This window comes from Agathobacter sp., from assembly GCF_977054825.1.
Window position 1 is genome coordinate 227,567 of sequence record NZ_CDRTEH010000003.1, and the last position, 13,869, is coordinate 241,435.

Annotated in this window: 10 protein-coding genes and 6 tRNA genes; all 16 read right to left on the minus strand. The window is 43.4% G+C overall.

From position 1 onward, the window contains the following. Positions 1-73 precede the first annotated feature (73 nt). On the minus strand, positions 74-1,927 hold the full coding sequence (locus ACW6PM_RS05165; protein ID WP_456056440.1) for a fructose-1,6-bisphosphatase: 1,854 nt from the start codon (positions 1,925-1,927) through the stop codon (positions 74-76). Between the two features lie 279 nt (positions 1,928-2,206). Beyond that, the gene (gene bioB, locus ACW6PM_RS05170; protein WP_456056441.1) at positions 2,207-3,184 is read right to left on the minus strand and encodes a biotin synthase BioB; all 978 of its coding nucleotides are present in this window, start codon (positions 3,182-3,184) and stop codon (positions 2,207-2,209) included. Between the two features lie 148 nt (positions 3,185-3,332). Next, positions 3,333-4,205, minus strand: coding sequence for an EamA family transporter (locus ACW6PM_RS05175; protein WP_456056442.1), 873 nt, complete (start codon positions 4,203-4,205; stop codon positions 3,333-3,335). 107 nt (positions 4,206-4,312) lie between these two features. Continuing rightward, positions 4,313-4,385: transfer RNA gene (locus ACW6PM_RS05180), tRNA-Lys, on the minus strand. 17 nt (positions 4,386-4,402) lie between these two features. Further along, positions 4,403-4,474, minus strand: a tRNA-Gln gene (locus ACW6PM_RS05185). A 68-nt stretch (positions 4,475-4,542) separates the two neighbouring features. Next, positions 4,543-4,616 (minus strand) — tRNA-His (locus tag ACW6PM_RS05190). 47 nt (positions 4,617-4,663) lie between these two features. Continuing rightward, positions 4,664-4,737: transfer RNA gene (locus ACW6PM_RS05195), tRNA-Arg, on the minus strand. A 31-nt stretch (positions 4,738-4,768) separates the two neighbouring features. Beyond that, positions 4,769-4,839 (minus strand) — tRNA-Gly (locus ACW6PM_RS05200). A gap of 6 nt (positions 4,840-4,845) precedes the next feature. Continuing rightward, positions 4,846-4,920 (minus strand) — tRNA-Pro (locus tag ACW6PM_RS05205). 176 nt (positions 4,921-5,096) lie between these two features. Then, positions 5,097-5,690: an XTP/dITP diphosphatase gene (locus ACW6PM_RS05210; protein WP_456056443.1), complete on the minus strand. Its 594-nt coding sequence runs from the start codon at positions 5,688-5,690 to the stop codon at positions 5,097-5,099. 64 nt (positions 5,691-5,754) lie between these two features. Further along, the gene (locus ACW6PM_RS05215) at positions 5,755-6,834 is read right to left on the minus strand and encodes an N-acetylmuramoyl-L-alanine amidase family protein (protein ID WP_308651334.1); all 1,080 of its coding nucleotides are present in this window, start codon (positions 6,832-6,834) and stop codon (positions 5,755-5,757) included. Between the two features lies 1 nt (position 6,835). Next, complete coding sequence (locus ACW6PM_RS05220; RefSeq protein ID WP_456056444.1) at positions 6,836-8,509, minus strand: lectin like domain-containing protein; 1,674 nt, start codon at positions 8,507-8,509, stop codon at positions 6,836-6,838. Positions 8,510-8,517: 8 nt separating this feature from the next. Continuing rightward, entirely contained in the window at positions 8,518-9,669 is a 1,152-nt protein-coding gene (locus tag ACW6PM_RS05225; protein WP_456056445.1) for a THUMP domain-containing class I SAM-dependent RNA methyltransferase, read from the minus strand. Between the two features lie 83 nt (positions 9,670-9,752). Further along, positions 9,753-10,070 carry a rhodanese-like domain-containing protein gene (locus ACW6PM_RS05230; RefSeq protein WP_015568991.1) on the minus strand — a complete coding sequence of 106 codons (318 nt, stop codon included), beginning with the start codon at positions 10,068-10,070 and terminating at the stop codon, positions 9,753-9,755. Between the two features lie 306 nt (positions 10,071-10,376). Then, on the minus strand, positions 10,377-12,407 hold the full coding sequence (locus ACW6PM_RS05235) for an EAL domain-containing protein (protein ID WP_456056446.1): 2,031 nt from the start codon (positions 12,405-12,407) through the stop codon (positions 10,377-10,379). Between the two features lie 129 nt (positions 12,408-12,536). After that, positions 12,537-13,823 (minus strand): O-acetylhomoserine aminocarboxypropyltransferase/cysteine synthase family protein, encoded by a 1,287-nt coding sequence (locus tag ACW6PM_RS05240; protein ID WP_308651329.1) that lies wholly within the window; start codon positions 13,821-13,823, stop codon positions 12,537-12,539. Positions 13,824-13,869 lie beyond the last annotated feature (46 nt).

Consider the following 13,869-nt stretch of genomic DNA (forward strand, 5'->3'; position numbering starts at 1 on the left):
CTTTATAATCTTTTTATAACTCTTTATAACTTTTTTGTCAAGGTCATGTCCCATATATGCCCCCTACAGCCCCCTACAGCCTCCTGTAGTTCTCAAGAAGCTTGTGCAGATCATCAATCTCTCCAATAAGCCTCTTTCCTATATCGGTATCCTTCACAAGCATACGTCTCTTGTCATTCTCCTCGACCTCCGATGATGTCTCTATGTCAGTATTATTTATCAGAGCATCCTCCACTGATGTAAAAGGTGTATGTGCCTTGAGCCTTAGACCATGCGAATTGTAAATCAGTGTATAGCCGGCGATACCGGTTTTCTTGTTCATCGCACGGCAGAAGCCTCCATCTATAACAAACAGCTTGCCATTGGCCCTGACAGGGTTCTCTCCCTCTATTGCGTGAACCGGAGTATGGCCATTTATGATATGCGCATCATCATCGTAAAGCCCGAACTCGTGCAGTATCTGACAGCAGAAGCTTTTATCGTAATACCTGCTGTAGTATGGGTTCGAAGGCTCTTCCCACATGCTCTTGTCTGTAACGTATTCCATCTCAAAGGTCTTAAGCATTCTGCCGCACAGCGGGGATTTTTCTCCTCCCCACAAGAACCACATAAAGTCCACATCATCCTTGTACGGATTATCCACATATGCAGCCCTTGCTTTCTCATCACATTTGTCAAGCAGCGCCCTTCCGTGATAAAATTCACCATCTATATAGAGCTTGTCAAAGGCTCCGTTGCTGTCTACCGGGACACAGCCATGATAGAGCAGATTGCCATTGTATACATTGTACATGCTACCCTTGTCATACAAAAACCTGACATGCTTCTGCAGGCGCTGTCCTGTCACAAACTGTCTGTGCAGCTTTCTCATGATGACAGTCTCCTCATCATTTAGCGCATATGGTCTCTCGTCATCGACGGTTGGAAAGCGCTTTCTGTCCACTCCTACATCCTGCAAATCGTCAAGCCTGTCAAGCATCAGCCTGTTTCCCATCTCATACTCGGGATGCGCAAGTATAAGCTGTCCCTCAAGCTTAAAGAGCATTACTGTGATGGCAGCCCTTGCCGCCTCAATTCCATCCTCTATACCATATGTTTTCATGCCAAACAGCATGAGCTGGCGTAAACTTATTCCATAGGCATTCTCAAGAATTTCCACATTGTTGTATTTCAGATTGTTGCGGATAACATTGCATATACATGCATCATTGCCACATGCCGCACCCATCCAGAGTATGTCATGATTGCCCCACTCAATATCAAGCGAATGATAATCATAAAGCAGATCGAGAATCTTATCCGCGCTTCCTCCTCTGTCAAATACATCTCCAACAATATGCAGATGGTCCACAGCAAGCCTCTTAATCAGCGCAGACAAAGCGATTATAAACTCATCTGCATCCTCCAAATCAATTATAGTCTTTAATATCTGCTTGTGATATCTGACCTGGTTTGCATCCTCATCCTCCTGCGCATGCAAGAGCTCATCGATGATGTACGCATATTCCTTAGGCAGAGCCTTTCTGACCTTCGACCTTGTATACTTTGATGAGAGCAGCTTTGCGACAAGTATAAGCTGATTTAACGTCATGGCATACCAGTCACTGTCTATCTTGCCCTGTTCGTCAAGCAGAGCCATTTTCTCCCTTGGATAGTATATGAGAGTGCAAAGCTCCTGTCTGTCATAATCAGAAATCGTATCCTTGAAAATTAAATCCACCTTTTCCTTTATCACACCTGAGCAGTTATTCATAATATGTAAAAAAGCCTCATACTCGCCATGTATGTCACTCAGAAAAAACTCTGTGCCCTTTGGCAGGTTTATAATCGCAGAAAGATTGACTATCTCCCTGATTACATCCTGACTTGATGAATAATTCTGTTTTAACAGCTTCAGATATTTTGTATTACCTTTATCGTTGTACATATTTCCCCGTAACCTCTTATTTTTAAAAATGAAATATACTAATTAACTTATTTAATATCAATCTGACACATCTTCATTGTTACAAGCACTTCCTCATGACTGTCCGGTGTGACACCTGCACAGCACGATGTATCCACTTTATTTAACCTGTAATTTTTTTCATTATATAATAATTTTTTTTACCCCGCAACCAAACCTGTCGTTTGTACTAAAAAAGATGCGCAAAATTGTTATAATTTTACGCATCTTTGACATATTTTATATTCTGAATAGTAACCTTTATTTCATGTACTCAGGTGTCACATTCCTGCCCATGCCCTCAAGCATTTCCTTGTCACTTCTGATTGTGGCACAGGCTACTGTCGTAAGCATGTTTCCTGTGATTGTGGCTGAAGCTCCCGACTTGAATGCAAGCTCTCCGTCATTTGTAAGAAGTGCCCTTCCTGCGCCGAGACGTATGTCAGCCTTTGGATTTATATATCTGAAAAATGACACTGTACGCAGTATATCCGGCTCACTGATATGCTCAAGCCCCTCAAGCGGAGTGCCGGCAATCGGCATAAGCGCATTAAGCGGGATGGAATCCACTCCTACCTCTGCAAGGCTTACTGCCATATCCAGTCTGTCCTCCCAGGTCTCACCCATTCCGATGATGCCGCCTGAGCATGCATACATGCCCTCTGCCTTCACCTTTTTAAGTGTCTCTATTTTCATATCATAGGTGTGTGTGGTACATATATTCGGGAAATTGCGCTTTGAGGTCTCTATATTATGGTGATAGCTGCTCACACCTGCCTCATGCAGTCTGTGAAGCTGCTCTGCTGAAAGAAAGCCCATTGACGCGCATAAATCAATCTTGCACTCCCTGTTCATGGTCTCATATGCATGTATTGCCTTATCAAATTCCTCACCCGTCAGTGCTTTTCCCGCTGTAACTATCGAGAAACGGTCTACGCCCTCTCTCTCATTCATCCTGCAGGCCTCAAGTATCTTTTCCTCAGGTAAGAAATCATAAACCTCACAGTTTGTATGATTATGTGCTGACTGCGCACAATATTTGCAGTCCTCAGGGCATTTTCCGCTTCTTCCGTTTATTATCGAGCACAAATCTACCTTGTCGCCGATAAACTTCTCCCTGATCATATCTGCGCCCTTACACAGCTCGTCCAGATCACAGCTTAAGAAAAAGGACAAATCATCATCCCTTGTGATTCTCCTTCCGTCTATAATCTCCTGTGCCAGTTTTATTGCATCCATTTTTATCTCCTTCGTGTCCTGTGTTTCTTCTCTCAATTAATAAATATCATTATATTACATATCATCCGATATGATTGTCAACTGTAATTATTTCTTCGGTTAACAATGATAATAGAAAAACAGGAAAACGTCAAGATATTTTTATATATTAAACCAGCATAATCAATGTTCCCGCTACGATAAGCACCAGTCCCGTAAAGGATTTAATAGTCAGCTTTTCCTTAAATACGATATATGAAAATACAATTGACACAACTATGCTCAGCTTATCTATAGGCACTACGACACTCGCAAGTCCGTCCTGCAGCGCCTTGTAATAGCAAAGCCATGAGCCGCCTGTTGCAAGCCCCGAAAGGCAGATAAAGCCAAGCTCTTTTTTCTCTATATGCTTTATGCTGTGCTGCTTTCCTGTGACAAATACCACTATCCAAGCCATGATAAGCACCACTATTGTCCTTATTGCAGTTCCCAGATTAGAGTTAATTCCCTCTATGCCTACCTTTCCCAGTATTGAGGTGAGGCTGGCAAAAACTGCAGACAGCACTGCATAAAACAGCCATCCATGAGAACCGTTTGCCTTGTTTTGTTCTTCCTGCGATATCTCTTTTTTGGTAATCATCATATATGTTCCAATTGCAATAAGCACCACACATACCAGCCTGAGTGCGTTTATCTCCTCTTTCAAAAAGATAAATGCAAGTATAATGGTCAGTATTGTGCTTGATTTGTCAATCGGCACCACTCTGTTTACATCGCCAAGCTGAAGTGCCTTAAAATAACAGAGCCATGAGGCTCCTGTCGCTGCTCCTGAAAGTATCAGAAATATCCAGGTCTTTGCTGACACAGCTGTGATCTGTCCCTGCGCATTGACCACAAATACCATGATCCATGAAAAAATCAAAACTACAATTGTCCTGATTGCAGTTGCTACGTTTGAATCAGTTTTTTTGATACCACACTTTGCCAGTATTGATGTTATACCCGCAAAAAATGCGGATCCAAATGCATATAATACCCACATATTTACCTCTATCCAGCGCCCCGGTCAACTACGTTGTCCGGGGGGTCACTCTCTCGATTCTCCTGAACACAAAAAAACCGTTCAAGGAACGGCTTCTTTTACGCTAATGAGACATCGGGGATTCGAACCCCGGACAACTTGATTAAAAGTCAAGTGCTCTACCACCTGAGCTAATATCCCATATATTTAGATTGTAACAGGGCTAGTTGGATTCGAACCAACGAATGCAGGAATCAAAATCCTGTGCCTTACCGCTTGGCGATAGCCCTTGAGTAATACTCGTGCGCCGCACGGATACGCATATAATGCGCACGACACTATTTGCACTAATGCAAAGGGTGGATACAGGGATTCGAACCCTGGGCCTCCAGAGCCACAATCTGGCGCGCTAACCAACTGCGCTATACCCACCATATTTACTTCATATGGTCCATATGGAATTGATATGAAATAAAAAATGTGCCTGAAGGGATTCGAACCCCCGACACCCGGCTTAGAAGGCCGGTGCTCTATCCAACTGAGCTACAGACACATATGGGATACTGCGAATACTGCAATATCTAAGCGGGTGATGGGAATCGAACCCACGTATCCAGCTTGGAAGGCTGGTGTTCTACCATTGAACTACACCCGCATGTAGTCGGGGTGACAGGATTCGAACCTGCGACCTCCTGGTCCCAAACCAGGCGCTCTAGCCAAGCTGAGCCACACCCCGAAGGATTTGTTTTGCGTTCTTTCCGTGACGCAAGAATTAGTATATAGCAAAGGGAAGAATATGTCAACAACTTTTTTTATTTTTTTTATATTTTTTTAAAAGTGGCTGCCGGTCAGCTTAAATGAGCCTTCCGGCAGGCTTTTTATCCGTATACGTTGCAATTCAGTGCATATACTTTAGATTTCCTTCACAAGCATCTCTTTCATGGCGCGAAGAGCCTTACCTCGATGGCTTATGGCATTCTTCTGCTGCGGAGTAAGCTCTGCCGAAGAGCAGCCGTACTCATCTAAATAGAAGATAGGATCATAACCGAATCCATTGGCACCTGCTATCTCCCAGCCTATGTAGCCCTCCATAGTCTGTCTGGTCACAAGCTCCTTTCCATCAGGAAGTACTGCTGCGATAGCACACACAAAGCGTGCTGTACGCTTCTCCTTTGGCACTCCGTCCAGACGCTCTATTAGGTTATTATTCTTTATATCATAGGAAGTATCCTCTCCCATATAGCGCGCCGAGTATACACCGGGCTCCTTATTTAAATAATCAATTTCAAGTCCTGAGTCGTCTGCAAGAACGATTGCATCTGTGTGTGCCGCTATTGCGCGTGCCTTAATCAGCGCATTGTCTTCAAAGGTCTTTCCATCCTCCACTATATCCACATTGATACCTGCTTCCTTCATTGACCGGATATCCACGTCACAGTCTGAAAGTATCTCTTTGATTTCTCTGAGCTTATCCTTATTTCCTGTTGCAAATATAATTTTTGTCATAATCTATTCCTTTCTTCTTATTATTATACAGACAATTTACTATACACACAATCTCCAGGTACAGCTAGTAGCCCTCATCAAAAGCCTGCATGATTGCGTTGTATATACCCTGCGCCGCCTTTTTCTGGTAGTCTGCATTTGCCAGATTGTCAAGCTCCTGCCTATTGGTCATGAAGCCCACCTCCACAAGTGCAACCGGGGCTTCACTTGTTCTTATTATATATATGTCATCCGCAGGAAGCAATCCAAATGCCCTGTTTCCTGTCGCAGCTGTCACATTGTCCATGCAAATCTGTGCAAGGTGCCTGCTTCCAAGCTCTCTGTCATCCGACTGGCTGTAGAGCACCTGTGTACCCGAAACTGAAGTGAAATTGCCCTTTTCATATGAGTTGCAATGCACGCTTATAAATAAATCCGCATCTGCCTTATTGGCAAGCGCCGCCCTCTGCTGCAGTGTAGGATTGGTGTCTGTTGTCCTGGTATAAAATATACCAAGCCTTTTGTCACCAGAATAGCTGTCCAGCTGCTCCTTAAGTGCCAGCACTATGTCCAGATTGATGCTTTTTTCCTCTATTCCGTTTCGCACGGCACCGGTCATACGGCCGCCGTGACCTGCATCTATTATGATTACCTTATCGTATATATCATGCAGATTGACAAAGCTCAGATACAGATATCCGCTCTCTATACGCTGCTTCACCTGATAGAGCTTGTCTGTAGTGATAGATATCACACCATCTGCCCCCTTGCGGTAGTACTGCATGGAGTCTATATGATTTGACCTGCCTGTCATGGAATACTTTGTAAAGTAATTGTCCACATCAGTCTTAAGCTTCACATAGACAGTCTGTGTCAGGGCATCGGTTTCCACTGATATGCTCTGCCTCTCCCCTTCTGAATCGTCCGGCAGCTCTATCCTTAAATCCTCCTCAAAGCCAGCCCCCTCCTGCAGTATCTCATCAGGGTTCTTTTCCTGCTTTGCATCTGTGGATGCCTTGACATAGTTTTGCAGCACATTATCCTCCAGTGCTTTTGCCATATCATACTTCTCATTTATAGCCGGAAGCTTTTCAAGCGTGACCGGCACGATAAGTGCAAGCATAACGAAAAATACTGTTATTATCTTTAGAATATTTCTGTACATATCATCTGTTATCAGAAAAGGCCTTTATACAGAGGTTACAATCCTGTTTTTCCTTTACATTGATATACGCCACACCATCGTAGCTGATATAGCCCTCGCCATCATCCAGATTGACCGTAGACATGTATGCTTCTCCCGAATTGTACTCTATAGCCATCGGATGAGACGAGCCCGGTGTATTTATATAGAGCACAATTGCATAACGCTCTCCAGACTCTACATCAATAGGCTCATCAAAATCAACCGTGTAATAGCCTGCATTTTTTAGTGAACCCTCAGCCACCAGTGTCTTATTTTTGAAAGAATACTCATTCTCAAAATTCTTAACCACATACAGCTTGTATGAGGTATCCGCTGCTGTAGCATAGAAGCCGGCAGCCCTTAACGATTCAGCTGACTGTGAGGTAAATATGTTTGCTCCATACATGTCCTCCTTGTCGTAGCCCATCTTTCCTACCCAGCCACATAAATCGCTCTGGTAAATATTATCATAGTTGTCCACATCCTCAATCTCTGTGTAAACAACATTGTGCGTGCCTACATTTGTATCGTAGTATGACACATAGAACACGCCATCGTCTCCAAACCCGCTGCCCCAGCTGTTCTGGCATATGAAGGCTCCGTCCCCTTCCAGATCCACATTGAAGTTTTCCTTAGGGTAATTGTCATCCCAGCCAATTATCACCACATCATGATTTGGCCTCTCCTGCCCCATATAACAGTATGAATTAGTCTGCTTATTGTAATAAGGAGTCTTTGTCTTGGAGCTTGATATTGTACTGTAAAGCGATGTCTGCACACCACCATACTTGAAAACTGCCTCCTTTATGCCCTGATAATCCTTGCCATCTATAATGAGCATCTGCTGCACATGCTTGACCGCAGTAAGATCATCGCGGGTCACTCCGTCTCCGTAAGGATCATCCGCATCATAAACCGGTCCCTGCCATGCTGCTAAATATGCCATTCCCATGGTATACTCTCCACCGTCATACTGATTGACGTTGAAGGAATTGCTCATGCTCATATGATCCACGGAAAACAAAAGCTGCTCCTCCGGCATAAGTGCTGACTCGAGTGCACTTGTGGCCGCAAAGGCCCAGCAGGTGCCATAGCTGCCCTGATCCCTTATCAGTGACACACGCTGTCTATCCCTCAGATCGTACTTTGTAGGCACCGTTGATACACCCTCGGATTTGTCTGTCATAGTCAGTGTATTTGTCGCAGTATCAAAGCTGCAGGTCATATCCAAAAGCTTAGACAGCTTGTCTAAGCTTGCATAAAACTGCCCCTTATACTGTACAAAGCCATTGTCGTCTGCCAGCTTAAAATCAGCTGTCAGACTGTGCTTTTCCACCAGAAGCTCATTTTGATTGTATACATGGGCACTGCTGTTTAGTGCATCGCGAAGCATTGACACGGGAACCATTATATTCCTGTTCTCATCCATGTACACATGCTCATCCTCACTCGTATACTCTTTATTTTCTATCTTAAGCCTGATGGTAGTGCCATTTACATTAGCAGCCACAAGCGGGCTCCATACTTTATTATCTATCTGTGCTCCTCTGAACGCGCCAAGCGTAGAGCTGTCATTTGCATAAATGTAGAAATTTGACACAAAAATAAGTGCCAATATGAATGTAAATGCAATATATCTCTTTGAATATTTCATATACTTTGCTAATCCTTTTTCCTTCTTGGAGGCTTAGGTCCCATAAACTGATAAAAGTATGTCTTTATCATACCATTGTAAATTTTCCTGTTTTTGTCAGCTTTTCTGCCGATATAGCGCTCTGTATCCTCATAGCTCGTAATCAGATACATTGACCATGCATCAAGCCCCTTATAAGCCTCTCCAATCTGTGAATACAGTGCCGGAAGTGCTGATTTCTCCTCAAGACGCTCACCGTATGGAGGATTTGAGATAATAAATCCGTACTTCTTAGGATGATGCAGATCTGCCACAGCCCTCTGCTGGAAATGAATCATGTGCTCCACTCCGGCGCGCTTTGCATTTTCCCTGGCTGCAGCCACCACATCAGGGTCAATGTCATAGCCCTGGATGTCCACCTGCGCATCCCTATCTATCATATCCTCAGCCTCCTGCACAGCCTCATACCACAGCTTTCTTGGTATGATATTGGTCCAGCTCTCAGCCGTAAACTCCCTGTTCATACCGGGCGCTATGTTTGCTGCCATCATGGCTGCCTCTATCGGAAATGTACCACTGCCGCAAAACGGATCAACAAGTATTCTGTCCGCATGCCATGGAGTAAGCATGATGAGTGATGCCGCAAGTGTCTCAGTCAGCGGTGCCTTGCTCGTTGCCAGACGGTATCCTCTCTTGTGAAGGGAATCCCCCGATGTATCAAGTGTCACCATCACCTCATCCTTGTACAGAAAAACCCTTACCGGATACTGTGCTCCGTCCTCCGGGAACCAGTCAATGTGATAAGACCTCTTCATTCTCTCAACCATAGCCTTTTTCACGATAGACTGTATATCAGATGGTGAAAAAAGCTTACTCTTTATGGATGAAGCCTTTTTCACCCAGAATCTGCCATCCTTTGGAATATAATTTTCCCATGGGAGAGCCTTTACATTTTCAAAAAGCTCATCAAATGTGGTAGCCTTAAAGCGTCCTACCTGAAGTAATACTCTCTCTGCGCCTCTTAAGAATATATTTGCTCTACATATTGCCTCAGCATCACCCTCAAACGATACCCTGCCGTCCTCCACACGTGTTATCTCATATCCCAGATCATATATCTCCCTCTTGACTACTGCCTCGAGGCCAAAATGACATGGCACAACAAGCTCAAATCTATCCATATATTGTATAACTGCCTTTCTATAATTGTACTTTACATTGTTATCTAATATTGTTGCATAAATTTAGTTTTTTTTAAATAGTTTCAGCCATATTTCTGCAACTTTTTTTGATATCCGCACATAGCATTGTAGCCACCTATGACTGTTGCTGTATCAAAACCGCGGTTTCCCAGATATCTGGCCAGCTTCATGCTGCTTCCACCATGCGTGCAGTAGAAAATCACACTCTGTGACACATCGAGTTCACTCTCATACGAATCCGTGATATCCATCGGCATGCTGAGTGCGCCTTTCCAGTGCGACCTGTCGTATTCCTCTCTTGTTCTTATATCTATAAGCAGTGCATTCATCTCTTTTTGCACCTTATAAAGCTCATCCGCATAAACTATTTTAAATTTCATACATCCATACGCCAAAATACGAATTTACATTATGATATTCATTTTATTATGAGATGTGAACCATGATAAATTACCAAAATCATTACAGCTGGTACTTTAGTGCTTTAAATCTTTAATGAATTAACTCATTTTATTAAGATTATATTATTTTGTGTTTCAAAGTGTTGCTTTTTAATTACTGTTATTTTATAATATTTTCGAAGAGAGAAATCTTTTCAATGTTATACCTCTTATTAATTATTTATACTCCCCTCAAAAGAGCCGGTCACGTGACCGGCTCTTTTATATTGCTTATATTTTCTTATATCATGCCTCCAAAAGCATCTCATACTCTGCTAATGGCAGCGGCTTTGAGTAATAAAAGCCCTGTATACTGTCGCAGTCTATATTCTTCAAAAACTCTACCTGCTCTCTGCTCTCAACACCCTCGGCAGTCACACAGATTCCCAGCTCCTTTGCCAGCGCTATCGTGTGCACAAGCAGCCTCTCACCATTTGAATCTCCTATATAGTCAATCAGGCTCTTGTCGATTTTGAGTGTATCAAAGCACTTCATATTGAGGGTTGCAAGTGATGAATAGCCTGAGCCAAAATCATCAACCAAAAGCGGAAATCCATTACCATGGAACCTATCCGCAATACTCTTGATTTCATCATTATCGACGGCTGCACTCTCTGTAATCTCTATAGGCACCAGATGAGTGTATACACCGATTCTTCTTGCTATATCATGATATCTTTTGACCACAGACTCAAAGTACAGGCTCGCTCTGGACAGGTTTATCGAGATAGGAACTATCTTTTTGCCCTCATCAAGCCATCGTTTCTGGTGTGTACACACCTCGCGGAACACATACTCATCAAGCGCCTTAATCATGCCGTTTCTTTCAAAAAGTGGTATAAATTTGGCTGGCGAAATAATCTCATTATTTCCTCTTCTCCACCTGACAAGCCCCTCTGCACCGACCAGCTTGTTGGTCTTTGGAGCATACTTGGGCTGATACCATATCTCAAAACGATTGTCTTTTAAATCCCTGTAGAAGTTATCCTCCATCTGCTTTTCTTCGACAATCCTTTCTGTATCGGCCTGACTGTATATCTGATAGAGCACGTCCTTTCGCTCCTTAATCCGATTCTTGGCAAAGTTGGCCTCGCTGTATGCTTCCTCAACCTTTTTGCCCGGCTCCCATTTTGTCACACCAAAGTATGGCTGAATCTTTGGAAGCTTTAAGGATTCTGAGATCTTAATGAGCTGTAAATTGATGGTCTCTATCTTTCTGATAACCTTATTTATCTTGTCGTCCGCACAGAAAATAACAAATCTGTCTGCATTTATATGACCTGATATGTCATTATGTCCTACGACACCGCGTATGTTTTCAGAAATCCATCTGAGTGCCTCATCGCCCTTTGCCACACCACAGATGGAGTTTACTATCTTGAAGGAGTGAATATCCATGGAAATCAGATACCCTGATACATTTCTGTCACGCAGCTTCTTTTTAAAGCTCTCGTAGTTGTTACCTCCGGTCACTGTATCCACGTACGCTATACGCTCAAGCTCTCTTTGCTTCTCTGGGCTTATATCCGAAAAGCCAGCTATCATCTTATGCAGCTCTCCAACACCCGACACATTGACAAACTTGGCTCTGCAATACTGTACATGTCCATCCCTCACGATGCGGTAATCATGCTGATAGGTATCCTTTATCAAAAACTGCCTGCGCAGATTATTAATTGATGTCTCTAAAAGCATGTGAAGCTTATCCTCCTCTAAGACAATAGCATTTACATACTTTTCCATCATCTCCTGATAGCCTGGTTTTGCTTCAAGCGCTTCTCCAAACATAGCATGGACAGAAGGATTCATCCTGTACGGGTACATCTTGTTGTTGTCTACATCTATATAGTAGATACTGTTGAAGTTGCTGCCTAAAGCATTCACCATCTCACTCTCGTTGAGACGGTCATCAAGCTGCTCGGCAAGCCCTATTGCCTCAACTGTTCTGCCATCATCATCAAAGCAAACCGACTTGAACGATATCCTGTAGGTATCTGTTCCTTCCTTGGCATGCAATACTACAGTAGCAAATTTTTCTCCCGCTGCAATCTGTTCAACAGCCTTCATCAGATTATTTCTGTCAACCATGCTGTCTATAAACGGATTGTTTATAATATCCACAGTTTTCTCTTTTGAGTCATCTAATGAATCCTCTGATAAAAAAGACCTCAAACGCCCTTCCTGCGGAAAGCACTTAAATACAGACTTCCCCCAGGATGCGAATGCGGTCTTTATATCCATCTCTATATTATTTTCATCTTCAAATCTATTACTCATAATAATTCCCACAAAAAATAATTATCAAAACTCTTTCATATCTATCACTACTATATCATTAGTAAGTCATTTCGTAAAGTTTTGTTTTTACTAATTTTGTTTTTTTTGTGTATTTTATGAATATATGTATTATTTTATGGCGTCAAGTGCGTTTGAGATATCTGCAATCAAATCCACCTTGTCCTCAAGTCCTAAGCTTATTCTGATAAGCTCTGCCGGTACTCCTGCCTCCTTAAGCTGCTCATCATTCATCTGACGATGTGTGCTTGTTGCAGGATTTAAGCAGCAGGTTCTCGCATCTGCCACATGTGTCTCGATTGCGCCAAGCTTTAAAGCCTTCATAAATGCAGACGCTGCCTCTCTGCCACCCTTTAAGCCAAATGATACGACTCCGCAGCCTCCGTTTGGAAGATACTTCTGTGCTCTCTCATAGTATTTGTTTGAAGGAAGCCCAGAGTAGTTTACATAGTCAACCTTTGGATGGTTTTCCAGAAACTCTGCCACTGCCTGTCCGTTTTCCACATGCTTTGGCATGCGCACATGAAGTGACTCAAGACCAAGATTCAGCATAAATGCATTCTGTGGTGACTGCATAGAGCCGAAATCACGCATGAGCTGTGCTGTACATTTGGTAATGAACGCACCCTCCTTGCCGAATTTCTCTGCATATGTGATGCCATGATAGCTGTCATCAGGTGTGCAGAGTCCCGGATATTTATCTGCATGTGCCATCCAGTCAAATTTGCCGCTGTCTACGATTGCTCCGCCGAGTGTAGCTCCGTGTCCGTCCATATACTTGGTGGTTGAGTGTGTGACGATATCTGCGCCCCACTCAATAGGTCTGCAGTTTACAGGTGTCGGGAATGTATTGTCCACTATAAGCGGTACTCCGTGCTCGTGTGCCACCTTGGCAAAAAGCTCTATATCAAGCACTGTAAGTGCAGGATTGGCGATAGTCTCACCAAACATGAGCTTGGTGTTTGGTCTGAAGGCCGCATTGAGCTCCTCCTCTGTAGCATCAGGTGATACGAAGGTAGCTGTGATGCCCATCTTTGCCATAGTTACCGCGATGAGATTGAAGGTGCCTCCGTAGATGGATGATGATGCCACGATATGGTCTCCGCACTCACATATGTTGAACATGGCATAAAAATTGGCTGCCTGACCTGATGATGTGAGCATGGCAGCAGTGCCACCCTCCATAGCTGCGATTTTTCTTGCTACTGTGTCACAGGTCGGATTCTGCAGTCTGCTGTAGAAATAGCCCTCTGCCTCGAGGTCAAAAAGCTTTCCCATATCCTCGCTTGTGTCGTATTTGAATGTAGTTGACTGGATAATCGGAATCTGTCTCGGTTCTCCGTTTCCGGCTTCATAGCCTGCCTGTACACACTTTGTACCTATACTGTATTCTTTCATTGTACTTCTCCTTTATGATGTTAATGTTTCAGTTGGATATAGTATA